Genomic DNA, 23531 nt, shown 5'->3' on the forward strand with positions numbered 1-23531 from the left:
TGAATTCATCTATGTCCTATGGCAGTTCATGCCTTCATGTGCTTTTGTGTCCGTTTTTTCCGGCTGGAGGTCGATAGTGGGTCGTTATGCAGGCGTCCGAACGGTGGTGGCCGCACTCACGGCGGTGATGGTCACGAGCGCGGTGCTCGTCGGTCCGGGCTCGGCGGCGCCGACCCGACCGGACCGGGTGCCGTCCTCGGCGGTGGGCCTGGCGCCGGTGACGGTGCGGCAACCGGTGGGCGAGCCGCAGCCGCTGCCGCGCATGCGCGGCACTGTGCCGCTGCGGCGCACGCACCTGTTCGACTCCGGTGCCGATGAGCGTGGCTCGGCCCGCTCGGCCCGCTCGGCCCGCTCGGCCCGCTCGGCCTCTCCCGGCCCGTCGTCCGCGCCCGGCACCGGTCCGTCCACGCTGGGCGCCGCCGCGGACGGCAGCGCGACCGCCACCGCGACCGGGACCGGGACCGGGACCGACAAGGTCGCGCTGCGCGCGCTCGTCGTCGCCGTCGACGACAGCGACTACGGCCTGCCCACCTGGAAGTCGACGCTGGACCGGGTCGGCGCCGCCTACGACGTCCTGCTGACCCGCAACACCTCGCTGACCGCGGACACGCTGGTCCGTCCGGACGGCGTCGGGCGCTACGACGCCATCCTGCTGACCAGCAGCGGCCTGCTGTACGAGGAGAACGGCGGGTACGTCAGCGGGCTCAGCGCCGACGAGTGGAACCTGCTCTGGGCGTACGAGCGGGGGTACGCGGTGCGCCAGGCGGTGCTCTACGGCAGCCACGGCGCCTGGCCCGAGGACTACTGCCTGCAGGCGGCGAGCGAGGGTTCGGTCGGTGCCACGCCGCTGAAGACGGCGCTCACGGCCGCCGGAGCCCAGGTCTTCGACTACCTCAAGCCCAGCGCCCAGATCCCCGTCGTCGAGTCGTACGTCTACCGCACCGCGGTGCGGTCGAACTGCTCGGCCACCCCCGTGTTGACCGCCGGCAGTGACACCGTCGGGGTGCTCAGCCCGTCCGCGGACGGCCGCGAGCGGATGATGCTGACCTTCACCTCCAACCAGTACCTGCTCCAGTCCGACCTGCTGGTGTACGGCCTGTTCCGGTGGGCCAGCCGGGGCCTCTTCCTGGGCGAGCAGCGGCACTACCTGCACGTCGACGTCGACGACTGGTTCAACTCGGCCGACCACTACCACCCGGACGGCCACATCGAGTCCGACCCGGGGTACCAGATGTCCGGGCACGACGCGTACAACGTCTCCCTTCGGCAGCAGGCGCTGCGCCAGAAGTATCCGCTGGCGAGCGGGTTGACCATGGGCATGGCGTACAACGGCGGCGACGCGAACCTGAACGCGGGCAACAGGTGCTACCCGAACGGGGGGATCAACAGGCTCACCCCCACCACCCGGTGTCTGGCGAAGGAGTTCCGCTGGATCAACCACACGCTCACCCACCCGGAGATGAACTTCACCGACTACGCCACGAGTCGCGCCGAGATCGCCGACAACCTCGCGGCGGCCGGCAAGCTCGGTCTGCCGGTGGACGGCAGCGTGCTCAAGACCGGCGAGTACTCCGGCCTCGGCGTCTACAACCCGGATCCGAACAACGACACCGACCCGCCGACGGACTTCGGCCTGACCGCGTCCAACCCTGAGCTGCTGCGGGCGGCGCGCGACCTCGGCGTGAAGTACCTGCACGGCAACATGTCATTCCCGAGCCACCGGCCGGCGTGCTTCAACTGCGGCACCACGCACCCGTTGGAACCGAGCGTCACCGTGGTGCCGGACTGGCCGACGAACATCGCGTACCACTGCACGACGCCGGCGGAGGAGACCGCCTTCTACAACTCCTTCTACGGGCCGAACGGCAAGTTCCCGTTCTGGCCGACGAACCGCACCTACAGCCAGGTGATCTCGGCGGAGACGGACGTGGCGCTGAGCCACATGACCAGCGGCTCGCTCTACACCCACACCTTCCACATCGCCAACCTGCGCGACTACGGCTCCGGCCGGACGCTGCTCACCGACTGGCTCGACAGCATCCTCGGCAAGTACAGCTCGTACTACGCGGTGCCGGTGCGCAGCCTGGACTGGCCGGCCCTGGCCCAGCGGACGGTCAGCCGCAACAGCCACTTCGCCCAGCTGGCGGCCGGGGTGGACGGGGTGTTCGACCGCGCGACCGGCACCGTCACCGTCAGCTCGCCCCAGGCCGGCACGGTCACGGTGAGCGGGGCGCGCACCGCTGACTCCACCACCTACGGCAGCGAGGTGTCCGCGCCGGTCACGCTGTCGACCGGGCAGCCGGTCACGATCACCGCGAGTCCGCTGCCGTGAGAGTGGCGCTGGTCTCCGAGGGGACTTACCCGTTCGCCATGGGCGGCGTGAGCATCTGGTGCGACCAGCTCATCCGGGGGCTGCCCGAGCACGACTGGGAGATGGTGGCGCTCACCGTGGACGGCACCGAACGTCCGCGGTGGGAGCCGCCGGCCAACCTCAGCCGGTTGCGCACCATCCCCCTGTGGGGGCCCCGGCCCGATCGCCGCCGGCCGGGGCGACGGTCGGGCCGCGAGTTCCGGGAGGCCCTTGCCGCGTTGCTGGGTGCCGTCCTGCGACCGGACGACCCCGAGCCGGGGCGGAAGGAGGTGAACCGGATCCGGTTCCTGCACGCACTGCGCATCATGCACGAGTACGCCGCCGAGGGCGGTGACCTCACCGGTGCCCTCACCTCGAACACCGCGCTGGCCATGACCAGGGACGCGTGGCGAGGCGTACGGGCGGACGAGCCGGAGCTCACCCTCGCCGACTGCGTCACCGCGCTTTCGCTGATCGAGCACATGCTCCGACCCCTCTCGGCCGAACCGGTCCGGGCCGATCTCGTGCATTCGTCCATGAACGGGCTGTGCATGCTGGTCGGGATGACCGCGAAGTGGCGGTACGGCACGCCCGTCGTCATGTCGGAGCACGGCATGTATCTGCGCGAGCGCTACCTGGACCTGCTCGGGTCCGACGAGCCGTACCCGGTCAGGGTGCTCGTCCTCGGCTTGCACCGGCAGCTCGCCCGGGCCGCGTACCTCGTCGTCGACGCCCTGGCTCCGCACGGCGGCTACAACCGGCGGTGGCAGCTGCGCAACGGCGCGGACCCCGAGCGGACGTGGACCGTCTACAACGGCGTCGATCCGGACGAGTTCCCGGCGGCGAGGGGAGAACCGGCGGAGCCGGTGATCGTCTACCTCGGCCGGATCGACCCGATCAAGGACCTGCACACCCTGATCCGCGCGTTCGCGCTGGTCCGGGCCGAGGTGCCTGGGGCTCGGCTCCGGATCTTCGGTGCTGCCCCGGCCGGGGGCGCCGAGTACCGCGACAGCTGCCAGAAACTGATCGCCGACCTGGGGCTCACCGGTGACGCCGTGCTCGAGGGTCGGGTGGGCATGCCCGTGGAGGCCTACCACCAGGCGCAGGTGGTGGTGCTGACCAGCATTTCGGAGGGTTTTCCGTACGCCGTGGTCGAGGCGATGGCGTGCGGCCGTCCGATGGTCTGCACCAACGTGGGCGGCGTGGCCGAGGCGGTGGGCGACGCCGGGTACGTGGTGCCGCCGCGCGACCACGTGGCGGTGGCGGCGGCCTGCGTACGGCTGCTCCAGGACGCGCCGCTGCGGGCCCGGCTGGGTGCCGCGGCGCGGGACCGCGTCCTGGCGCACTTCACCCTGGACCAGTCCATCGAGGCGTACCGGCGGATCTACCGGGACCTCGTGGGCAAGGGGACAACGGCGCCGCGCCCCGCCGGGCCGGTGATGGCGGTATGACCACAACCGCGGAAGCCCCGACGCTGGTGCTGCCCCGGGTCGTCGACGACCCGGTGGTCGGCCTGGTCGAGCGGATGCGGCCCCAGCTCGGACGGCCGGTCGACGCGCTGCAGATCGCCGCCGCGCTGGAGTCCGACGGCCTGACCGACCGCTCGGCCCGGGACGACTACGGCCACCCGGACGTCTTCGTGCTGGCCGAGGAGGTGTTCCGACGGCTGGACCCGGAGATCCGGCCGCCGGCGGTCCCTCGGGCCGCGCCGGCAGACCCCGTCCGCGCCGCCCGGGACCTCTCGCACGGTCTGCTGTACCTGATGCCCGGCGTGCTGCTCCCGGCCGTGCTGGCGATCCTCGCCGAACGGTCGGTGGTGCTGGCGCTGCTGATCGTGGGGCCCCTCGGTTGGGTCTGGTCGGGTGGGACCGCCTGGCTGGCCTACCGCCTCGTCGGTCGGAGCCAGGTCCGCGTCGCCGCCCGGCTGCTCCGGGGGTCGACGCTGCTCGGCCCGGCGGTCGGGGCCGCCGCCACTGCCGCCCTGGCCGGCAGTACCAGGGATGACCTGCCCCCGGTGCTGCTGGCCAGTGGCCTGCTGATGTATCAGGCCGCCGCGACCGCCGCACTCTTCTACCGGCGGGAGGGCTGGCTGCTCGCCGCGATGGCGCCCGCCGCCGCGGCCGGCGGTGCGTACCTGCTGACCGGGCGGCCCGATGCCCCGGTCGCCGTGATCGTGGCCGTCGGGTCGGTGGCCGTCGGGTTCGTGTTGGCGCTCGGGTGGACCACCCGGACCGATCTCCCCGCCTGGTACGCGAGGCCCGCGACGCCGCCCGCCGAGCTTCCCCTGCACCGTGCCGTCCGCCCGGAGCTGCCGCAGCTCTGCGCCGTCCTGGTCTACGCCGCGCTCTCGGCGGCGTACCTGCTGCACTCGGCCGCGCGTCACCTGTCCGGCCCGGTGGACCTGGCGGTCGCCGCGGCGCCGCTCGTGCTCGGCATGGGACTGGTGGAGTGGCGCGTCCGCCGGTTCCACGAACACGCCCGGGAACTGCTGCGCCGGGCGTGGTCTCCGCGCCGGTTCGCCACCGGCGTCTGGGCCCGGTTGGCCCTCGAGTTGGCGCTCGCCACGACCGCGGTGGCGGTCCTGGCGCTGCCGATGTTCGCACCCCTGCGCCAGGCCGGGCTGCTCAGTACGGCGGGAACCGTGCTGGTGGCCGCCCACGTCGCCGTCGCCGGCGCGTACTTCCTGGCTTTCGTCGTCGCCGGGCACGGCCGTTTCGGCCGGCTCAGCGCGGCACTCGCCGTCGCGCTCGCGGCACACCTGACGGTGCTGCTGCTGGTGCCGGGCGGATCCAGCCCACTGGTCGACGCCGCCGCCTACCTCGGCAGCGCCGTCCTGCTCCAGGCGATGCTCCTCGCCGCCCTGGCCGGGGTCCTCGGCCAGGCCTGGCGATACCGGTAGTGACACAACGACGGGAGACATAGATGCATGCGGTGATCCTGGCCGGCGGGAAGGGCGTCCGCCTGCGCCCCTACACGACGGCGCTACCCAAACCGTTGGTGCCGATCGGCGACGACCACGCGGTGCTGGAGGTGGTGCTGCACCAGTTGTCGGTGTGCGGCTTCACCCACGCCACGCTGGCGATCAACCACCTCGGCCCGCTGATCAAGGCGTTCGTCGGTGACGGGTCGTCCTGGGGCCTCCAGGTCGACTACGCCGAGGAGACGGCCCCGCTGTCCACGGTGGGACCGCTGTTCGCGCTCCGGGACCGACTACCCGAGCACTTCGTCGTGATGAACGGGGACGTGCTCACCGACCTCGACTTCGCGGATCTGCTGCACACCCACGTACTGTCCGACGCGCCGCTGACGGTGGCCACCGCGGTCCGCACCGTGCCGATCGACTTCGGCGTCCTCGACGTGCGTGACCGGCGGGTCGTCGGCTTCACCGAGAAACCGACGTTCCACTACCGGGTGAGCATGGGTGTGTACGGGATGTCCCGGCGGACGCTGGGCCCGTACCCGCAGGGCCTGGCCCTCGGTTTCGACCAGCTCGTGCTGGACCTGATCGATCGCGATGATCCCCCGGTGAGCTACGACTTCGAGGGCTACTGGGTTGACATCGGCCACCCGGAGGACTACGACGAGGTCAACCGAACCTTCGAGCAGCTCAAGCCCATGCTGCTGCGGCAGAAGGAGGTGGAGACGGTATGACCCGGGTACTGGTCTTCGGCGGTTCCGGCTTCATCGGCCGCCAGGTCTGCCGGCAGCTCGAGCAGGATCCGAGGGTCAGCAAGCTGACCACGCCCGGCCGCGCCGAGGTCGACCTGGTCCACGGTCGGGTGGACGACCTCGTGGCGCTGGTGCGGGCCGCCCGCCCGGACGTCGTGGCCAACTGCACCGGCTCGATGTCCGGCACCGGCCACGACCTGGTGGCGGCGAACACCGCGGTGACGGCGAAGCTGATCGACGCCATCGCCGCGGTCCGGCCGGCCATCCGCTTCGTCCGGCTGGGCTCGGCCGGCGAGTACGGACCCGTCCCGCCCGGACACTCGGTCCACGAGGACGACCCGGCCCGGCCGGTGAGCCAGTACGGCCTGAGCCACCTGGCCGCCACCGGGCTGGTGGAGCTGGCCGGCGGCGCCGGCCAGGTCGACGGCGTGACGCTGCGGGTGTTCAACCCGGTCGGCCCCGGCCTGCACGAGGACACGGTGCTCGGTCGGGCGAAGGCGCTCATCCGACACGCGCAGCGCACCGGCTCGGACGAGATCTCGATGGGACCGCTGTCGGCGCATCGCGACTTCGTGGACGTGCGGGACGTGGCGGCCGGCGTCGTGGCCGCCGCGTTCGCACCCCGCCTGGACGCCCGGGTGGTCAACCTCGCCAGCGGCCGGGCCGTGCCCACCCGACGGGTGGTGGAACTGCTCGCCGAGGCGGCCGGGTTCGGCGGCGACATCCGTGAGGAGGCAGCCGCTCCCACCCGGTCCGCCGCCGTCTCCTGGATGCGGGGCGACAACTCGCGGGCGGCGCGGCTGCTGGCCTGGGTCCCGGTGCACGAGCTCACGGAGTCGGTCAAGGCGGTGTGGGCCGGTGGGGACGGCCGGTGAGTCGGCGCGGGCCGGGATGCTGGCGGCGGCTCGTGGCGGCGACGCTGGGCGTCGGGCTCGCGGTGACCGGGGCGGCGTGCACGGACGACACCTCGCGCCCGTCCGCGACCCGGCCCACCCCCGGCCGACCGGTCAGCGACTGGCTCTACCAGTTGCAGGGCTACCCGGGGGGCCGGCTCGACGCGGTGGCCCGGGCCCCCCAGCCGCTCGCCGTGATCGACCTGGCCCGGAACGCCCACGCCGACTACTTCACCCGGGCCGAGATCGAGGCGGTGCGGGCGTCGGGGAAGGTCGTCCTGGCCTACTTCGAGATCGGCAGCATCGAGCAGTTCCGACCCGAGTATCCGGAGATCCGGCAGCACGGCGACCTGATCCTCAACCGATGGCCGGACTGGCCCGACGAGTTCTTCGTCCGGTTCTGGGACCAGCGGTGGTGGGACCTGGCCGTCCGGCCCCGGATCGACCAGGCCGTACGAGCCGGTTTCGACGGGATCTACCTGGACACGCCGCTGGCCTACGAGGAGCTGGAGCTGTCCCTGACTCCGGGCCGGACCCGCGCCGACCTGGCGCGGGCCATGGTCGACCTGATCGTCCGGATCAGCCGGTACGCCAAGTCGCACCGGCCGGGCCTGCTGGTGTTCCCGCAGAACTCCCCGGAACTGCGTGAGTACGACGGCTACACCGGGGCGATCGACGGGATCGGCATGGAGGACCTCTTCTACCGATCATCCGACGAACCATGCGCGGAAAGCTGGTGCGAGGAGAACCTCGGCAACGCGCGAGCGCTGCGCGCCGCGGGCAAGGTGGTCCTCGCCGTCGACTACGCCAGCCGTGCCGAGGACGTCCGGGCCGCCTGCGCCCGGTACCGGCAGGAGGGGTTCGGGGGTTATGTGACCTCCCGGGCGCTCGACCGCCTCAGCCCGCCCTGCCGCTGATCGCAGACCAGTCAACTGACCGAACGAATAGGAGAGCACGAGTGCCCATGACAATCGGAGTGGTGGGGATGGGCTACGTCGGCCTGACCCTGACCGCCGCCCTGGCCCGGAAGGGCTTCACCGTGCACGGCGCCGACGTCGCGCCGTCCGTGGTCGAGTCCCTGTCGAACGGCCGGCCGCACATCTACGAGCCCGGGGTCGAGGAGACCTTCGCCGAGTACGGCGGCCGGTCCATCTTCGTTGACGCCCGCTTGCCCTCGGACACTGTCGACGTGGCGGTGATCTGCGTGTCGACGCCGGTGGACGAGGAGACCCACGAGCCCGACCTGCGCAATCTCGCCTCGGCCGCCGCGGGGGTGGCCGAGTGGTGCGGGCCGGACACGCTCGTGGTGGTGCGGAGCACGGTCCCGGTGGGCACCAGCCGTGCGGTGGTGCTGCCGGCACTGCTCGCGGCCTGGGGTCGGGCCCGTCTGGTGATGGCCCCCGAGCGGACCATCCAGGGGCAGGCCCTCCGCGAGCTGGTCGAGCTGCCGCAGGTGGTCGGTGGCCTGGACGACGAGAGCCTCCGCGCGGGCCTGGACTTCTTCGGGGGCCTGACGGCCCAGCTGGTTCCCGTGTCCAGCCTGGAGGCGGCGGAGCTGGTGAAGCTCTCCAACAACTGCCACACCGACCTGATCTACGCCTTCGGCAACGAGATCGCCCTCATCGCCGAACGGCACGGGCTCGACCCGCTGGAGGTCATCCGCGCGGCCAACCTCGACTATCCGCGTCCCGACCTGGCCAAGCCCGGGTACGTCGGCGGCGGCTGCCTGTCCAAGGATCCGTACATCATGATCAACAGCTCGCCGGATCGGGAGCCGTTCCTGGTCGGCCGCGCTCGCGAACTCAACGAGTACCTGCCGGTCCATGTGGCCGAGCGGCTGGTCGGGATGATCCGCGAGCAGCGGGGGAGCAGCGAGGGCGCGCGCCTCGCCGTCCTCGGCTGGGCCTACAAGGGCTGGCCACCCACCGACGACATGCGCGGGACCCCGATCGCGACGATGATGCCGGTGTTCCGGGCCGCCGGGATCACCGTGCTCGGTCACGACCCGATGGTCGCGCCGGAGGTGATCCGGCGGTACGGCGGTGAGCCGATCAGCCTCGACAAGGCGTTCAGTGCGGCCGACGCGGTCCTGGTGATCAACGACCACCCGGACTACCGGGCGATGCGGATCGACTCGGTGCTCGGTGTGGACGGCCCGAAGCTGGTCTACGACTCCTGGCGGATCCTCGACGAGGCGGCCGTCACGGCGGCGGGCGTCCACTACGCCGGGCTCGGCTACGACGCGAAGCAGGTGGCCGCGTGAGGGCGCTCCTGCTGGGCGGGGCGGGCTTCATCGGCCTGCACCTGGCCCGTCGGCTGACCGCGGACGGGCACGCCGTGACCATCGTCGACGACTTCTCGCGGGGGCGCGACGATGCCGACCTCGCCGTGTTGCGGGACGCGCCGGGTGTGGAGATCCGCTCCGGGGACCTGACCGACCCGGCCACCTGGGCGGCCCTGCCGCACGGCTGGGACCAGATCTACCTGCTCGCCGCGGTGGTCGGGGTCCGCAACGTGGAGTCCGACCCGGCCCGGGTGGTCCGGGTCAACACCCTTGCGGCGCTGCACCTGCTCGACTGGATCGGCCCGGAGGAGAAGCTCTTCTTCGCCTCGACCAGCGAGGTGTACGCCGGTGGCGTCGATCTCGGTCTGGTGCCGGTGCCGACGGCCGAGGACGTACCGGTGGTGGTGGCCGACCCGACGGCACCCCGGTTCAGCTACGCGATCAGCAAGCTGCTCGGGGAGGCCGCCGTCCTGCACACCGCCCGGACGACGGGCTTCCCGGCCGTGGTCGGTCGCTTCCACAACGTCTACGGGCCGCGGATGGGCGCCGACCACGTCATCCCCGAGCTGTCCCTGCGCGCGCTGCGGGGGGAGGACCCCTATCGGGTCTACGGCACGGACCAGACCCGGGCGTTCTGCCACGTCGACGACGCGGTGGAGGCGATGCTGCGGCTGATGGACACCCCCGGCGCCGCCGGGCGGGTCGTGCACATCGGCAACGACGCGGAGGAGACCAACATCGGCGACCTCGCCAAGCTGGTGCTCCGGGTCGCCGAGTTCGACCCGAAGCTCGCGCCGGTCCCGGCCCCGCCGGGGGCGGTGGCCCGGCGCTGCCCGGACCTGTCGCAGCTCCGGGCCCTCACCGGCTATGAGCCGGTGGTTCCGCTGGAGGAGGGGGTGCGGCGCACCTTCGCCTGGTACCGGGACCGCTGGCCCCGGTAGCGGAACACCTCTCGAGCCAGGAGAGGCCGGCGGCGACCCCGGTTGCCGCCGGCCTCTCCCGCGGATCTCGACGACCGGTGGGGCGGATGGTCACGGCCGGGCCAGCGCGGCGGCGACGCGGTCGGCGTACCCCTGCGCCTCGGCGTCGTCGGCGTAGCGGGTGCGCGGCCAGAAGAAGCCGCGCAGGCCGTCACCCTTCGTCCGAGGCACCACGTGGGTGTGCAGGTGTGGGACGGACTGGGACACCTTGTTGTTCATCGCCACGAACGTCCCACCGGCTCCCAGACCGGACTCCACCGCCACCGCGAGCCGCTGGACCAGGCCGAAGTAGCCGGGCAGCGCCGTGGCCGGCAGGTCGGTCAGGGTGATCAGGTGGGTGCGGGGCACCACCAGCACGTGGCCCTTGAAGACCGGCCGGGTGTCCAGGAAGGCGACGCCGTCCGGCTCGTCGGCCACCCGGAACGCCGGCACTTCGCCCGCCACGATTCCGCAGAACACACACCCGCTCACCGGGGCAGCGTAGTGCGGTGTCCCGGCGTCCGCCCGGCGGCGCGAGCGGCGTCCGCCGGGGAGGACGGGGCGACCCGCGGCGGGTTCCGCCCGCTCCGGCGGACCGGCGGACTAACGTCTCGGGAATGAGTCACGGCTTCGAGACGCTCGCCATCCACGCCGGCCAGGACCCCGAGGCCCGCACCGGCGCGGTGATCCCACCGATCTACCAGACCAGCACCTACGCCCAGGACGCCGTCGGCGCGCCTCGGCACGGCTACGAGTACAGCCGTTCCGGCAACCCCACCCGGGACGCGCTCCAGGAGTGCCTCGCCGCCCTGGAGGGCGGCCCGGTCGCGCTCGCCTTCGCCAGCGGCCTGGCCGCCGAGGACACCCTGCTGCGCACCGTCTGCAAGCCGGGCGACCACGTGGTGATCCCGGACGACGCGTACGGCGGCACCTACCGGCTCTTCGCCCGGGTCGCCGAGCGCTGGGGGCTGGACTACACCCCGGCCAAGGTCTCCGACACCGACGCCGTGCGGGCCGCCATGCGCGCCACCACGAAGATCGTCTGGGTGGAGACGCCGACCAACCCGCTGCTCGGCATCGCCGACATCGCCACCCTGGCCGCCGTCGCGCACGACGCCGGGGCGCTGCTGGCGGTCGACAACACCTTCGCCTCGCCGTACCTGCAGCAGCCGATCGCGCACGGCGCGGACGTGGTGGTCCACTCGACCACCAAGTACATCGGCGGACACTCCGACGTGGTGGGTGGCGCGTTGATCGCCGCCGACGCCGGCCTCGGCGACGAGCTGCGCTACCACCAGAACGCGATGGGCGCGATCAACGGGCCCTTCGACGCCTGGCTGACCCTGCGCGGCATCAAGACCCTCGGGGTACGCATGGACCGGCACTGCGACAACGCCGAGCGGATCGCCGCGTACCTGGACGGGCACGCCAAGGTCGCTGAGGTGATCTACCCGGGCCTGCCCTCGCACGCCGGTCACGAGGTGGCCGCGAAGCAGATGCGCCGGTTCGGCGGCATGATTTCCTTCCGCGCCTCCGGTGGCGAGGAGCACGCCGTGGAGATCTGCAACCGGGCCAAGCTCTTCGTGCTCGCCGAGTCGCTCGGCGGCGTGGAGTCCCTGATCGAGCACCCGGGCCGGATGACACACGCAAGTGCTGCCGGCTCGCCGCTTGAAGTTCCCGGCGATCTCGTGCGACTGTCTGTCGGCATCGAGACGGTCGACGACCTGCTCGCCGATCTGGAGCAGGCGCTGGGCTGACCGCTGGCTGGGGAGGGTGGCCGTGCAGGACATCATGCCGACCTGGGTCGGAGCGACCGCCAAGCAGATCGCCCGCGGCGTACGCCGGGGCGACGTCTCGGCCACCCAGGTCGTCGCCGACCACCTGGACCACATCGCCCGGGTCGACGCCGACCTCGCCGCGTTCCGCACGGTACGCGGCGGGGAGGCGATCACCGAGGCGGAGAAGGTTGACGAGCAGGAGGACCTGGCCAACCTCCCGCTGGCCGGGGTGCCGGTGGCGGTCAAGGAGAACACCGCCGTCGCCGGCGTACCCACCTGGAACGGCTCGGCGGCCGTGCGTACCGGCGTCGCGGAGGCCGACCACGAGGTGGTTCGGCGGCTGCGCGGCGCCGGCGCGGTGATCCTCGGGCTGACCCGGATGCCGGAGCTGGGCCTCTGGGCCCTCACCGACGACGAGTCCGGGATCACCCGCAACCCGTGGGACACCCGCCGCACCCCCGGCGGCTCCTCCGGCGGCGCCGCCGCCGCGGTGGCCGCCGGGCTGGTGCCGATCGCGCACGGCAACGACGGGCTCGGCTCGATCCGGATCCCGGCGGCCTGCTGCGGCCTGGTCGGCCTGAAGCCGGGCCGGGGCGTGATCCCCACCCAGCTTGGCGCGGAGGACTGGTTCGGCCTCACCGAGCACGGCATGCTCACCACCACGGTGGCGGACGCCGCGGTCGGTTTCCAGGTGCTCGCCGGGCGCCGGGCCGACAAGCTGGTCCCGCCGCCGCGGCTGCGGGTCGGTGTCTCGCTGCGCTCCCCGGTGCGCGGCGTCTCGCCGGACGCCCCCAACCGGGACGCGGTGGCCGCCGCCGGCCGGCTGCTCGCCGCCGCCGGCCACGACACCGTCCCCGCCGACCCGGTCTACCCGACCGCGCTCGGCCTCCAGGGCATCGCGACCTGGTTCGCCGCGGCCGCCGCCGACGTGCGCGCCGCCGGGGTCGCCCGGCGGGACCTCCAGCGGCGCAGCCGCCGGCACGTCGCGCTCGGCGAGTGGGCGCAGCGACGGGGGTACGTCCGGGAGGCCGACCGCACCGCCTGGCGCGAACGCTCGATCAACTTCTTCACCGACCACTCGGTCGACCTGCTGCTCACCCCGGCGCTGGCCGGCCCGCCGCCGGAGGCCGCCGCCTGGTCCAGCCGGTCGTGGGTGGCCAACATGAAGGCCAACATCCGGTATGCCCCGTACGCGGCGCCCTGGAACATCGCCGGCCTGCCGGCCATCGTGGTGCCGGTCGGCCGGCGCCCGGACGGCCTGCCCGTCGCCGCGCAACTGGTCGGCCCGCCCGGCTCGGAGCTGCTGCTGCTCTCCGTCGCCGGGCAGTTCGAGATGCAGGCGCCGTGGGCCCGGCACGCCCCCGGCTATCCCCGGGTCGGAACGGGGTCGCCGGCCGCCGCATGATCGTCTAGCGTGTGCGCACCCCCCTCGCCGCACCTCCCTGGACGGTCCCCATGCTCTGCCAGACCTGCGGGGACGCCACGTCCCCGAGCTTCAACGAGTGCCAGAACTGCTACACCCCCCTCGGGCAGCCGGCCGTCACGCCGGGGCTGGAGACCCACGCCGTGCGCGGCATCGGGCTGGCCGCCTCGATCGCGGTCGGCGTGGCCGCCGCGTTCTACCTGCTCTCCGCGCTCGCCCCGGTGGCCGGGATGGTGCTGGCGCGACAGGCCGAGCGTGACGGCGACAGCGACGTGCTCCTCGGGGCCCTGCTCGTCGAGGGCGTGTTGACCCTGCCGTTCGTGGTGACCTACCTGGCCGCCGCCGTGCTCGTCATCATCTGGACCTGGCGGGCGCGCAAGAACATCGACGCCTTCCCCGGCGCGCTGCCCGTCCTCGGTCAGGGTTGGGCGATCGCCGGCTGGCTGGTGCCGTTCGCGAACTTCGTGGTGCCCGTCCGGGTGGTGGCCAACATCGCCCGGGACAGCCTCTGGCGCCGGAGCACCCCGTGGCTGGTCGCCGTCTGGTGGGCGGCGTGGCTGGTCTTCAGCGTCGGCGAGCGGCTGTTCACCCGCAAGAACGACCTCGAGTTCGCCCGGCTCCCCGAGACGGCCGTCGACCACGAGGACTTCCAGGCGTACGTGGACTACTACCAGGGCGCCCTCGGCCGCAACGCGATCCCGGCGATCGCCTGCGTGGTGGCCGCGGCGTCGTTCATCGTGCTGATCCGGAAGATCTCCGCCGCCCAGCAGGACCGGATCGCCCGCGCCACCCCGGCCTGGCCGTACGCCCCGGGAACCCCGGTGCCCGGCGGGTTCGCCCCCGGCATGCCGGTGCCGGCCGGCGCGCCCGGCACGTTCGCCCCGCCGCAGCCGCAGCCGCAGCCGGTGACCGCGCCGCAGGCCTCGGCCGACACGCCCCCGGCGTCGCCGCAGGTTCCCCCGGTGGCGGGTGGCACGATCGGGGCATGACGGAACTGGTCGGTCTCGCCGACGTACGGGCCGCGCGGGAACTGCTCGCCGGCATCACCCGCACCACCCCGCTGGAGCCCTCCCGGCCGCTGAGCGCCAAGCTGGGCGGTCCGGCGTGGCTGAAGTGCGAGAACGTGCAGCGCGCCGGGTCGTACAAGGTGCGCGGCGCGTACGTGCGGATCTCCCGGCTGAGCGAGGAGGAGCGCGCCCGGGGCGTGGTCGCGGCCAGCGCCGGCAACCACGCCCAGGGCGTCGCCCTCGCCGCCGGCCTGGTGGGCGCCCACGCCACCGTGTTCATGCCGGTGAACGCGCCGCTGCCGAAGGTGGCCGCCACCAAGGGGTACGGCGCGCAGATCGAACTGGTCGGCAACACCGTCGACGAGTCCCTGGTGGCGGCGCAGACCTACGCCGAGCGGACCGGCGCGGTGCTGATCCACCCGTTCGACCACCCCGACGTGATCGCCGGTCAGGGCACCGTGGCACTGGAGATCCTCGAACAGTGCCCCGACGTGAAGACGATCATCACCGGGGTCGGCGGCGGTGGCCTGATCTCGGGCATGGCGGTGGCGGCCAAGGCGCTGCGCCCCGACGTACGGGTGGTCGGGGTCCAGGCGGCCAGCGCGGCGGCCTTCCCGCCCTCGCTGATCGCCGGCGAGCCGGTACGCCTGCCGTCCTTCGCCACCATCGCCGACGGGATCGCGGTCGGCCGGCCGGGGGAGATCACCTTCACCCACGTCCGCAAGCTGGTCGACGAGATCGTCACGGTCTCCGAGGAGGACATCTCCCGGGCGCTGCTGATGCTGCTGGAGCGCGGCAAGCAGGTGGTCGAGCCGGCCGGCGCGGTGGGCGTGGCCGCGCTGCTGGCCGGGGTCGTCGAGGTGGAGGCGCCGGTGGTCGCGGTGCTCTCCGGCGGCAACATCGACCCGCTGCTGATGCTGCGGGTGATCGAGCACGGCCTGGCCGCGGCCGGGCGCTACCTGCGGTTCACGGTGCGCTGCTCGGACCGGCCCGGTCAGCTCGCCTCGCTGCTCACCGAGATCGCCGAGCACCGGGCGAACGTGGTCGACGTGGAGCACCAGCGGGCCAACCCGCACCTGCGCCTCGGCGAGGTGGAGGTGGCGCTGTCGGTGGAGACCCGGGGCGTCGAGCACTCCGACACGCTGATCAGCGCCCTGCGGGCCAGCGGCTACCAGGTGGTCTTCGCAGCCGAGGCGTGAGCGTCCGGCCCCGTGCCGCGGGCCTGGGTTCCCGGAACGCGCGGGCCCCTGGCCATGCCGGCCAGGGGCCCGCGCGACGTTGTGCCTGCGGTCAGGCGGCCTTACCCCGAGCGTCGGCGCCGTCCGTCCCGGCCGTTGTCATCGCTGCCTGGTCTGACTTCGGCCGGGGCGCCGGCAACCGCATCAGCGGCACGGTCGGCCCGTCGATGTCGGGACGCTCCACGGTCCGGCCGCGCCATCGCCGCGACCATTCACGAATTGGCAGGGTGCGGTCCTTGTGGCTCATGGCGGGGCGCTCGATCAGGTGCCAGGACGGCACCGCCAGCGCCAGCGTGCCGAGCGCCGAGAGCAGCAGGTAGACGGCCACTCCGTAGCGCGCGCCGCCGACCAGCGCGATCGCCTGCTGGACAGGGAAGCCGTAGATGTAGATGCCGTACGAGTAGTCGCGCTCGCGGCCGATGCGCCGCAGCGGACCCGGAAGGGCGACCGCCAGGTAGAGCAGGAGATAGGCGTACGCCGGCAGGCCGATGACGTAGAAACCGCCGAGCCACATGCTGAGGGCCAGGGCGACGCCCGCCAGAGCCGCCAGCGCCCCGTGCATCGGCATGCGGTGCCGGTACAGCCGCGCCGCCGCCCCGAGCAGGAACAGGAAGCCGAGATAGATCATGTGGCGGTTCACGAACGACCCCAGCAGGGGGAACGGTCCCAACGAGCCCCGCCCCGGCGGGTGGGACGTCCAGGTCGGCGCGTTGATCAGGTCGGCGACGATGAACGCGAAGCAGATCGCGGCGAGCAGCAGCACGGTCCGGGGCGCGTTGCGCAGGACCCGGGTGGCCATCAGTGCGGCGACCAGCACGTAGCACGCCAGTTCGTACTTGAGGCTCCACAGCGAGCCGTCGAAGGCGGTCGGCTTGCCTCCGAACGACTGGCCGTACGGCCCCTCGGCGAGCAGCCCGGAGATCTGGTACTGCTGCATGGAGGCGAACCAGTTGGCGGCGATGTAGTCGAACGGGCCCTCCGCGTGATTCCAGAAGCCCTGGAGGCTGCCCTTCTCGTACAGGGCGACGAGCGGCGCGATCGCCAGCGCGGTCACCACGAGGCACACCCAGAAACCGGGGAAGATGCGCAGGACCCGGTGCCACGCGTACCGGCCGACGCTGAATTTCAGGCCGCTGCCGGTGATGAGGAATCCCGAGAGGACGAAGAACCCGTAGACCGACATGACCCCGAGATCGGTCTGGCCGGAGGACTCCAGCCGGCCGGGCTCGGGCTGGCCGATCCCGAGGGGCCACGCATGGGCGACCAGCACGGCCGACGCCAGCACCAGGCGGATCAGGCCGAGGGCGTTGTGCCGTGAGGAGAACCGCTCCTCCAGGGTCGGCAGGCGACGGCCCGCCCAGGGCGTCCTCAAGTAGACCTCCGGGTTGTCACAGCCAGGTGTACCCGTGGCACCCTAGCCGGCAGCCTCCTGAGGGAAAAACCCTGCGACTTCGGGTTGAAAGTCGTAAATACGGACTTTAGGCCGAAAGTCGTTACATACGGGATGTGGGCGGGCCGCCCGCGGCGCTCAGCCGGAGAACGGCTCGAAGCTGACCACGGTCACCTTGATGTCGGCGCCGCTCGGCGCCGTGTAGGTGCAGGTCTGGCCGGGGCGACCGCCCAGGATCGCCTTGCCGAGCGCCGACTCCGGGCTGTAGACCGTCAGGTCGGTGGTGGAGGCGATCTCCCGCGAGCCGAGCAGGAACGTCTCGGTGTCGGCCTGGTCGTCGTCGAAGTAGATCGTCACGACCATGCCGGGCGACACCGAGTCGGCGGTCGGCGCCTCGCCGACCTTGGCGGTGCGCAGCAGCTCCTTGAGGTAGAGGATGCGCCCCTCGGCCTTGCCCTGCTCCTCGCGGGCGGCGTGGTAGCCACCGTTTTCCCGCAGGTCGCCCTCCTCGCGCCGGGCGTTGATCTCGGCGGCGATGACCGGCCGGTTGGCGATGTGCTGGTCGAGCTCGGCCTTCAGGCGGTCGTACGCGTCCTGGGACAGCCAGGTGGCGGGCGCCTCGTTGTCATTGGTGGACACAGGCGTACTCCTCGATCGTGCGGAACTGGCTGACAGGTGAGTTACCAAGTTACCAGTGCGGCACACCCGCGGGTGTCGTCGATCACCCCGGCGCCGGTACCCGACCGGTGGTCCCGGGGCGTCCGCGCGGGGCCGGCGGGTCAGCCGGCGGGCCGGCAGCGGACGACCTCGCCGATGAAGGGCCGCGCGGTGGAGGCGATCCGGTGCTGGGCGGTGGCGTGCCGCGCGCCGGGCCGCGCGCTCACCGCGACCTCGTCCCGACCCACCTCGGCGCCGTCGTGGGAGCGGGCCCGCAGCACGCACACCGCGGAGCCGCCCTCGGGCAGGGTGACCCGGAAGTCGACCCGCACCCCGGTGTCGGTGACGTCGGTGTAGGTGATCACCTCGGCGTCGTACGCCGGGTCGCCGTACCGGGCGTAGAGCTGCGTCGCGACCAGGGCCAGGCCGGCGACCAGGGCGGCCGCCAGCACCCAGGCCAGCAGCGGCCGGCGGCGGCCCGGCTCGCGCCGGCGGCCGTACCGTCCGGGCGGGAACGCGGGCGCGCCCGGGGTGATTGTGGCGTGCGTCTCGGTCACCGGCGGGTATCTCCTGGCGTTGTTGTCGGAAGCATCGGCAAGAATGGGAGAGTTCCACGCTCCCAGCCCGTCCTGCCGTCAAGGATGACAGGTCGGCGCCGGCAGGGTCCGGCACGGGGGAGGATTCCGGCAGGTCAGCCGGGCGGCCCGGGGTGGGCCGTCGGCCGGCACAGACGAGGAGCGCCCACAGTGGCAGAGCAACTGCGTCTCATGGCGGTGCACGCGCACCCCGACGACGAGTCGAGCAAGGGCGCCGCGACCATGGCGAAATACGTCGCGGAGGGTGTCGACGTCCTGGTCGTGACGTGCACCGGCGGCGAGCGCGGCAGCGTGCTCAACCCGAAGATGGACCGGCCCGACGTCTGGGCCAACATCGGCGAGATCCGCCGCGCCGAGATGGACGCCGCCCGGGCGATCCTCGGCGTCGAGCAGGCCTGGCTCGGCTTCGTCGACTCGGGGCTGCCCGAGGGCGACCCGCTGCCGCCGCTGCCCGAGGGCTGCTTCGCCCTGGAGGACGTCGAGGTCGCCGCGGGTCCGCTGGTGCGGCTGATGCGCGAGTTCCGTCCGCACGTCGTCACCACGTACGACGAGGAGGGCGGCTACCCGCACCCCGACCACATCATGACCCACAAGGTGAGCGTGGCCGCCTTCGAGGCGGCCGGCGACCCGGAGCGCTACCCGGAGCTCGGCGAGCCCTGGCAGCCGCTGAAGCTCTACTACGACATCGGCTTCTCCAAGGGCAAGATCATGGCGCTGCACGAGGGCATGCTCGCCGCCGGCCTGGCCTCCCCCTACGAGGAGTGGCTCAAGCGCTGGGACGACCGTCCCGACAAGGGCCCGCGAATCACCACCCGGGTGGAGTGCGCCGACTACTTCCCCGTCCGCGACGACGCGCTGCGCGCCCACGCCACCCAGATCGACCCGGACGGCTTCTGGTTCCACGTGCCGATGGAGCTGCAGCGGCACGCCTGGCCCACGGAGGACTTCCAGCTGGTCCGCTCGCTGGTCGACAGCCCGCTGCCCGAGTCGGACCTCTTCGCCGGGGTGCGCGAGACGGCCCATGCCCGCTGACCGGGTGGGGAGCTACGCTGAAACCCCACCGCACATCGGAGAAACACCATGCTGACCGCCGCTGCCCAGGTGCTCGCGGAGAACAACTTCGGTGACACCCGCACGGGTGGTCTGGCCGGGCCGATGGGCCTCTTCCTCATCCTGCTCCTGGCCGCCGCCACCATTCTGCTGATCCGCAACATGAACGCCCGGCTGCGCCGGCTGCCCGACCGGTTCCCCACCCAGGGGCAGGCCGACACGTCGGCCACCGATCCGGCGGGCGGGACCTCGACGCAGGAATCACGCACCGATACCCCCAACGGCCCCCAGCAGGACCGAAACGGCTAGTCGGAGCGTGAATCACGCCGATCCGGGTCGTCAGCCCCTGTTGCGACCACCCGGATTGGCTTAGCCTTCCGCCGGGGGGACCGAAAAGTCCCTGAGCCGTGCGCGGGAGGGGGCGCCATGACCGTCGCAGCAGCGTCCGTCCCGGGCATTCCCCGTGTGCCGGCGGACGGAGCGGGCCGGTGACGTCCAGCCGGGCCGGCGACGAAGTCGACCGGCCCGATCCGGGCGGCACACCGCCACGGGTGCTCCTGCTGATCACCGCCGTCACGCTGACCGCCTTCACGGCGGTCCTGATCGGCCTGACCGCCCCCGTGACGCTGCCGCCGGACGACTCTCTTCCCGCCGCCGCGCGGTTCGGCATCGCCCTCGCCGCGTTCGCGGTCGCCCAACTGGCCCGGCTGAGGTTCCGCACCGCCACCGGCATGGTCAGCATCACCTGGGGCGAGGCCGCGCTGATCGTCTGCCTCTACCTCGTACCGGCCGGGTGGCTGCCGGCCGCGGCGCTGCTCGGCACCGGCCTGGCCTGGACGGGGATGTCGCTGGCCGTCGACCGCCGGCCCCCGCTCGAGGTGCTGCGGATCGCCGCCTCGCTGACCGCCGCCACCGCGCTCGCCGTCGCGGTCGCCACCGCGCTCGGCGCGCCGCTGCTGGCCGCGCCCACCCCCGGGCTCGCGCTGGCCCTGATCGCCGGCTCGGTGACCTACCTGCTCGCCACCGCCTGCCTCGGCGGCGCCACCCTGGCGCTGCGACACGGCGTCGCCATCGGCCCGCCGGTGCTCGCCGCGCTCCGGGGCAAGCTGCTGATGTTCGTCGGCAACGTCGCGGTCGGCCTGGTCGTGGTCGCCCTGGTGGAGATCGACGCCCGCTGGCTGCTGCTGCTCCCGCCCCTGCTCTGGCTGCTCCAGCAGACCTACCGGCACCGGCTCCGCGCCGACCAGGAACGGCGGGACTGGCGGGCCTTCGCGGAGGCGACCGCCGCGCTCAACCAGCTCGACGAGCGCGGGGTGGCCACCGCCGCGGTGACCGGCGCGCTGACCCTCTTCGGCGCGGAGCTGGTCGACGTCGACGTGGCCCGGGGCGACGGCCGCTGGCGTCGGTACCGGGGGGACGCCTCCGGCCAGGTGCGCGACCGCGAGGTCGGGCCGCCCGCCCGGCCGTCCACCGCGGAGCACGAGCTGGCCCGCCCGCTGAGCGTCGGCGACGTCGAGGTCGGCGAGCTGCGGGTCCGCTTCCCCGCCACGGCGCCACCGAGTGCCCGCGAGCGGGACGCCGTGGCCGCCTTCTCCGACGCCCTCGCCGCCGCGCTGCACGACGCGGCCACCCACCGCGAGTTGCGGCTGGTCAGCGCGCGGTCGTCGTACGAGGCGGTGCACGACGCGCTGACCGGGCTGGTGAACCGGGCGGCCATGCTCAGCAAGGGCGACCAGGCGCTGCGGCAGCTCGCCCACGACCACCCGGTGGCGCTGCTGCTGCTGGACATCAACCAGTTCAAAGAGGTCAACGACACCCTCGGGCACGCGGCCGGCGACCAGCTGCTGCGGCTCACCGCCAACCGGCTGGGCACCCTCGCCCGCCCGGGCGACCTGCTGGGGCGCCTCGGCGGGGACGAGTTCGCCCTGCTGCTGACGTCGGTCCCGGTGGTCGGCGACCGGTCCGCCCCGATGGCGTATGCGCTGCGCCAGGCCCGGGAGATCGCCGAGCGGCTGGCCGCGCCGACCGAGGTGGCCGGGGTGCGGATGTCCGTCGAGGTGTCGGTGGGGGTGGTGGTGGCCGGGGCGGGCAACGCCGACCTGACCGAGCTGCTGCGCCGGGCCGACATCGCCATGTACCAGGCCAAGGAGGGCGGCGGCAGCGTCGCCGCGTACGACAGCGCCCGGGACGCCGCGAGCACCGACCAGCTGGCGCTGCTGGCGGAGCTGCGGGAGGCGTTGCAGGCGGACGACCAGTTGGTGCTGGCCCTGCAACCGGCGGTCGACCTGGCCACCGGCGCCCCGACCGGGGTGGAGGCGCTGATCCGCTGGCGGCACCCGCGCCGCGGCTGGCTCGGCCCGGTCGACTTCATCCGCCCGGTGGAGAACAGCGAGCAGCTCGGCGCCTTCACCCGGTACGTGCTGGACAAGGCGCTCGCGGTGGCGGCCGACTGGGCCCGGGAGGGCCTGGACGTGCCGATCTCGGTGAACCTGTCGGCCCGTAGCCTGCTCGACCCCCGGCTGCCGGCCGAGATCGCCGACGCGCTGCGCCGCCACCAGGTGCCGCCGCACCGGTTGGTCCTGGAGATCACCGAGACGGTGGTGATGAGCGAGCTGGAGGTGATCGACGAGGTGCTGGCCACGGTCCGCGCGATGGGCGTGCAGCTCGCCGTCGACGACTTCGGCACCGGCTTCTCGTCGCTGACCTTCCTGACCCGGATCGCGGTCGACGAGCTCAAGGTGGACCGCTCGTTCGTGATCCGGATGGCCGAGTCGCCGGAGGCCGCGGCGATCGTCCGGACCACCGTCGGGCTCGCCCACGAGCTGGGGCTGCGGGTGGTCGCCGAGGGGGTGGAGACCGCCGAGCAGCGGCTCGCCCTGGCCGAGCTGGGCTGCACCGCCGCCCAGGGCTACCACTTCTTCAAGCCGATGCCGGCCGACAAGATCGGCGCGGTGCTTGGCACGCTGCGCGAGTCGGCCGAGTCGAACGTCTTCCCGCTGCGCGCCGACGGCGCCTCCTGACCCACCGACGCGTCCGCACCCGGCGGCTGCGCAGCGGCATCCGCGCGGTAGGCGGCCCCGCGTGCCCGGACCGCCCGCTCGCGGGATGCGGCGTGTCGCGGTGTCCGGGCGGCGGGACACCGCGACACGCCGCAAACGGTTGCCCGGGCGGCGGGTCAGGCGCGGGGGAGGACCTCGCCGACGACGGTCGGCAGGGCCGCCCAGTCGGCGGAGACGATGCTGGCGTGCGCCGCCGCCAGTTGGGCGACCCGAGCCCGGGCGGCGTCCGGGTCGGTGTTCCCCACCTTCGGCGGCACGTTCTGCGCGTCGGTCATCACCAGCAGGTAGTGGTTGGTGGCGTACCAGGAGGTGTCGATGCCGCCGCCGACGTACGCGCTCGCGTCGCCGTCGAAGACGATGAACCACGGCCGCAGGCTCACCTCGGTGTAGCGGGTGCGCGGGTCGCCGGCCTGGGCGTTGTGCACGGCGGGGAACGCCTGGGCCCGGGCGAGGGTGCCGGCCGACGCGAGGCCGGTGAGGTGACGGGCGTACTCGACGTCGGTGCGGAGCGTGTCGGTGGGGTTGCCCTCCTCCACGGTGCCTGGGATCAGCTCCACGAGCACCTTGCCGGCGAGCTGCTGGCGGGTCGGCCAGGCGTCGGCCCGGGCGGCGGCGTCCAGCGAGGCGTACCCACCGCGCAGGTCGACCGGGCGGAAGACCCGGTCGCCGAGCCGGGCGGTGAGCAGTGCGTCGAGCTGGATCGGGCCCTGCCCGGTACGGGCGCTGAAGCCGGTCTTCAGCTCCAGCTTGAGCTGCACCGGCCCGGCGTCGGGGTGGGCGCCCAGCCAGAGCCGGATGTCGTCCAGGCAGTGTTCGAGGTTCTTGTTGCGGGTGCCGGTGTAGAGCTGCGCCGCGCTGGTGGCGGCGACGCAGTTGTTGTCGTTGCCGAGCGGGTTGGAGTGGCTGACCCGCCACTGGCGCGTGATCACGTCCGGCCAGACGTCCAGCTCGATCATCCCGGGCCGGGCGTCGAGCGCCTGCGCCAGGTAGGTGTAGGTGCCGCGCTCGTACGCGTTGTGGGTGCCGACGGCCGTGGTCCCGGAGATCCGGGTGGCGGGGTCCACGGCGGCGGCCGCGGGTTGTCCGGTGAGGACGACCGCGAGCACCGCGACCGAGGTGAGTACGGACAGACGACGGAATCCGCGCATGCGTGCCTCCTCGCGAGGCCGGCGACGATC

20 protein-coding genes are annotated in these 23531 nt (G+C 73.0%); 15 read left to right on the forward strand and 5 right to left on the reverse strand.

Annotated elements, in window-relative coordinates; all coding sequences use genetic code 11:
* The first annotated feature begins 106 nt into the window (after window positions 1–106).
* Genes ACTWM8_RS04775 through ACTWM8_RS04810 form a run of 8 tightly spaced genes read left to right on the forward strand, consistent with a single transcriptional unit; the run spans window position 107 to window position 10137 of the window.
* Complete coding sequence (locus ACTWM8_RS04775) at window positions 107–2332, forward strand: Agd3-related carbohydrate deacetylase (protein ID WP_446212721.1); 2226 nt, start codon at window positions 107–109, stop codon at window positions 2330–2332.
* 38 nt (window positions 2333–2370) lie between these two features.
* The gene (pelF, locus tag ACTWM8_RS04780; protein ID WP_446212722.1) at window positions 2371–3801 is read left to right on the forward strand and encodes a GT4 family glycosyltransferase PelF; all 1431 of its coding nucleotides are present in this window, start codon (window positions 2371–2373) and stop codon (window positions 3799–3801) included.
* Window positions 3798–5249, forward strand: a complete 1452-nt coding sequence (locus tag ACTWM8_RS04785; RefSeq protein WP_446212723.1) for a hypothetical protein — start codon at window positions 3798–3800, stop codon at window positions 5247–5249. Before pelF ends, ACTWM8_RS04785 begins: the two co-directional genes overlap by 4 nt.
* A gap of 23 nt (window positions 5250–5272) precedes the next feature.
* Window positions 5273–6001 (forward strand): nucleotidyltransferase family protein, encoded by a 729-nt coding sequence (locus ACTWM8_RS04790; protein WP_446212724.1) that lies wholly within the window; start codon window positions 5273–5275, stop codon window positions 5999–6001.
* The gene (locus ACTWM8_RS04795) at window positions 5998–6894 is read left to right on the forward strand and encodes an NAD-dependent epimerase/dehydratase family protein (RefSeq protein WP_446212725.1); all 897 of its coding nucleotides are present in this window, start codon (window positions 5998–6000) and stop codon (window positions 6892–6894) included. Before ACTWM8_RS04790 ends, ACTWM8_RS04795 begins: the two co-directional genes overlap by 4 nt.
* A 32-nt stretch (window positions 6895–6926) precedes the next feature.
* Window positions 6927–7829: an endo alpha-1,4 polygalactosaminidase gene (locus ACTWM8_RS04800; protein WP_446212726.1), complete on the forward strand. Its 903-nt coding sequence runs from the start codon at window positions 6927–6929 to the stop codon at window positions 7827–7829.
* 47 nt (window positions 7830–7876) lie between these two features.
* Window positions 7877–9175: a nucleotide sugar dehydrogenase gene (locus tag ACTWM8_RS04805; protein WP_446212727.1), complete on the forward strand. Its 1299-nt coding sequence runs from the start codon at window positions 7877–7879 to the stop codon at window positions 9173–9175.
* Entirely contained in the window at window positions 9172–10137 is a 966-nt protein-coding gene (locus ACTWM8_RS04810; RefSeq protein WP_446212728.1) for an NAD-dependent epimerase/dehydratase family protein, read from the forward strand. Before ACTWM8_RS04805 ends, ACTWM8_RS04810 begins: the two co-directional genes overlap by 4 nt.
* Window positions 10138–10227: 90 nt before the next feature.
* On the opposite strand, the gene ACTWM8_RS04815 is transcribed toward ACTWM8_RS04810, so the two are convergent.
* Entirely contained in the window at window positions 10228–10647 is a 420-nt protein-coding gene (locus ACTWM8_RS04815; protein ID WP_446212729.1) for an HIT family protein, read from the reverse strand.
* 125 nt (window positions 10648–10772) lie between these two features.
* Here ACTWM8_RS04815 and ACTWM8_RS04820 point away from each other — a divergent pair, with 125 nt between their 5' ends.
* From ACTWM8_RS04820 to ilvA, 4 genes are read left to right on the forward strand one after another with little or no spacing between them, the layout of a single operon-like run.
* Window positions 10773–11912: a cystathionine gamma-synthase gene (locus ACTWM8_RS04820; protein WP_088963910.1), complete on the forward strand. Its 1140-nt coding sequence runs from the start codon at window positions 10773–10775 to the stop codon at window positions 11910–11912.
* 16 nt (window positions 11913–11928) lie between these two features.
* Complete coding sequence (locus ACTWM8_RS04825; RefSeq protein WP_446212730.1) at window positions 11929–13338, forward strand: amidase; 1410 nt, start codon at window positions 11929–11931, stop codon at window positions 13336–13338.
* 11 nt (window positions 13339–13349) lie between these two features.
* A complete protein-coding gene (locus ACTWM8_RS04830; protein WP_446212731.1) occupies window positions 13350–14345 on the forward strand; it encodes a DUF4328 domain-containing protein in 996 nt (331 codons plus the stop codon).
* Complete coding sequence (gene ilvA / locus ACTWM8_RS04835) at window positions 14342–15562, forward strand: threonine ammonia-lyase (protein ID WP_446212732.1); 1221 nt, start codon at window positions 14342–14344, stop codon at window positions 15560–15562. The genes ACTWM8_RS04830 and ilvA overlap by 4 nt, the downstream gene beginning before the upstream one ends.
* Before the next feature lie 91 nt (window positions 15563–15653).
* Here ilvA and ACTWM8_RS04840 read toward each other — a convergent pair whose 3' ends face one another.
* From ACTWM8_RS04840 to ACTWM8_RS04850, 3 genes are all read right to left on the reverse strand, one after another.
* Window positions 15654–16973 carry an acyltransferase family protein gene (locus tag ACTWM8_RS04840; RefSeq protein ID WP_446212733.1) on the reverse strand — a complete coding sequence of 440 codons (1320 nt, stop codon included), beginning with the start codon at window positions 16971–16973 and terminating at the stop codon, window positions 15654–15656.
* A gap of 156 nt (window positions 16974–17129) precedes the next feature.
* Window positions 17130–17630, reverse strand: a complete 501-nt coding sequence (gene greA, locus ACTWM8_RS04845) for a transcription elongation factor GreA (protein WP_346536458.1) — start codon at window positions 17628–17630, stop codon at window positions 17130–17132.
* 140 nt (window positions 17631–17770) lie between these two features.
* Complete coding sequence (locus ACTWM8_RS04850) at window positions 17771–18205, reverse strand: DUF4307 domain-containing protein (protein ID WP_446212734.1); 435 nt, start codon at window positions 18203–18205, stop codon at window positions 17771–17773.
* A gap of 189 nt (window positions 18206–18394) precedes the next feature.
* Here ACTWM8_RS04850 and mca point away from each other — a divergent pair, with 189 nt between their 5' ends.
* The 3 genes from mca (at window position 18395) to ACTWM8_RS04865 (ending at window position 22314) form a co-directional block, all read left to right on the forward strand.
* Window positions 18395–19276 carry a mycothiol conjugate amidase Mca gene (gene mca, locus ACTWM8_RS04855; RefSeq protein ID WP_154939417.1) on the forward strand — a complete coding sequence of 294 codons (882 nt, stop codon included), beginning with the start codon at window positions 18395–18397 and terminating at the stop codon, window positions 19274–19276.
* 48 nt (window positions 19277–19324) lie between these two features.
* The gene (locus ACTWM8_RS04860) at window positions 19325–19603 is read left to right on the forward strand and encodes a hypothetical protein (RefSeq protein WP_154939415.1); all 279 of its coding nucleotides are present in this window, start codon (window positions 19325–19327) and stop codon (window positions 19601–19603) included.
* A 248-nt stretch (window positions 19604–19851) separates the two neighbouring features.
* Window positions 19852–22314: a putative bifunctional diguanylate cyclase/phosphodiesterase gene (locus ACTWM8_RS04865; protein WP_446214472.1), complete on the forward strand. Its 2463-nt coding sequence runs from the start codon at window positions 19852–19854 to the stop codon at window positions 22312–22314.
* A 155-nt stretch (window positions 22315–22469) separates the two neighbouring features.
* On the opposite strand, the gene ACTWM8_RS04870 is transcribed toward ACTWM8_RS04865, so the two are convergent.
* A complete protein-coding gene (locus ACTWM8_RS04870) occupies window positions 22470–23501 on the reverse strand; it encodes a phosphatidylinositol-specific phospholipase C domain-containing protein (protein ID WP_446212735.1) in 1032 nt (343 codons plus the stop codon).
* Window positions 23502–23531: the final 30 nt, after the last annotated feature.

It is taken from the genome of Micromonospora sp. IBSANI012, from assembly GCF_052814045.1.

Coding starts and splice junctions, on each gene's coding strand:
- pelF (WP_446212722.1), top strand. CDS start 2,371: ATGGGCGGCGTGAGCATCTGGTGCGACCAGCTCATCCGGGGGCTGCCC.
- ACTWM8_RS04785 (WP_446212723.1), top strand. CDS start 3,798: ATGACCACAACCGCGGAAGCCCCGACGCTGGTGCTGCCCCGGGTCGTC.
- ACTWM8_RS04790 (WP_446212724.1), top strand. CDS start 5,273: ATGCATGCGGTGATCCTGGCCGGCGGGAAGGGCGTCCGCCTGCGCCCC.
- ACTWM8_RS04795 (WP_446212725.1), top strand. CDS start 5,998: ATGACCCGGGTACTGGTCTTCGGCGGTTCCGGCTTCATCGGCCGCCAG.
- ACTWM8_RS04805 (WP_446212727.1), top strand. CDS start 7,877: ATGACAATCGGAGTGGTGGGGATGGGCTACGTCGGCCTGACCCTGACC.
- ACTWM8_RS04820 (WP_088963910.1), top strand. CDS start 10,773: ATGAGTCACGGCTTCGAGACGCTCGCCATCCACGCCGGCCAGGACCCC.
- ilvA (WP_446212732.1), top strand. CDS start 14,342: ATGACGGAACTGGTCGGTCTCGCCGACGTACGGGCCGCGCGGGAACTG.
- ACTWM8_RS04860 (WP_154939415.1), top strand. CDS start 19,325: ATGCTGACCGCCGCTGCCCAGGTGCTCGCGGAGAACAACTTCGGTGAC.
- ACTWM8_RS04870 (WP_446212735.1), bottom strand. CDS start 23,501: ATGCGCGGATTCCGTCGTCTGTCCGTACTCACCTCGGTCGCGGTGCTC.